This is a genomic window from Pseudoalteromonas sp. SG43-3 (assembly GCF_014164385.1).
GTDB classification, from domain to species: domain Bacteria; phylum Pseudomonadota; class Gammaproteobacteria; order Enterobacterales; family Alteromonadaceae; genus Pseudoalteromonas; species Pseudoalteromonas distincta.
The window spans coordinates 1-331 of the sequence record NZ_JACJFC010000092.1; the positions used below are offsets into that span (position 1 = coordinate 1).

Consider the following 331-nt stretch of genomic DNA (forward strand, 5'->3'; position numbering starts at 1 on the left):
CAACGTTGATAGGCAAGATGTGGAAGTGGTGTGAGCCATTAAGCTAACTTGTACTAATTACCCGTGAGGCTTAACCATACAACGCCAAACGCGTTTTATGCGACAGTTTAGACAGAAGTTAATATAACTAAAGTAGACATTACTTAGAAAAACTTAAAAAATATTATCAGATATTTTCCAAATTCAGTTAGTGCGTAGCGATACGAATTAACGCCCAAATTTGCTTGGTGACAATAGCGTTTTGGACCCACCTGACTCCATGCCGAACTCAGTAGTGAAACGAAACAGCGCCGATGATAGTGTAGCATTTGCTATGTGAAAGTAGGACATT

1 rRNA gene is annotated in these 331 nt (G+C 39.3%); it reads left to right on the top strand.

The annotated features are described in order from the left end of the window. Positions 1-223 precede the first annotated feature (223 nt). Positions 224-331: ribosomal RNA gene (rrf, locus tag H5157_RS20750) — 5S ribosomal RNA — on the top strand; the annotation flags it as partial.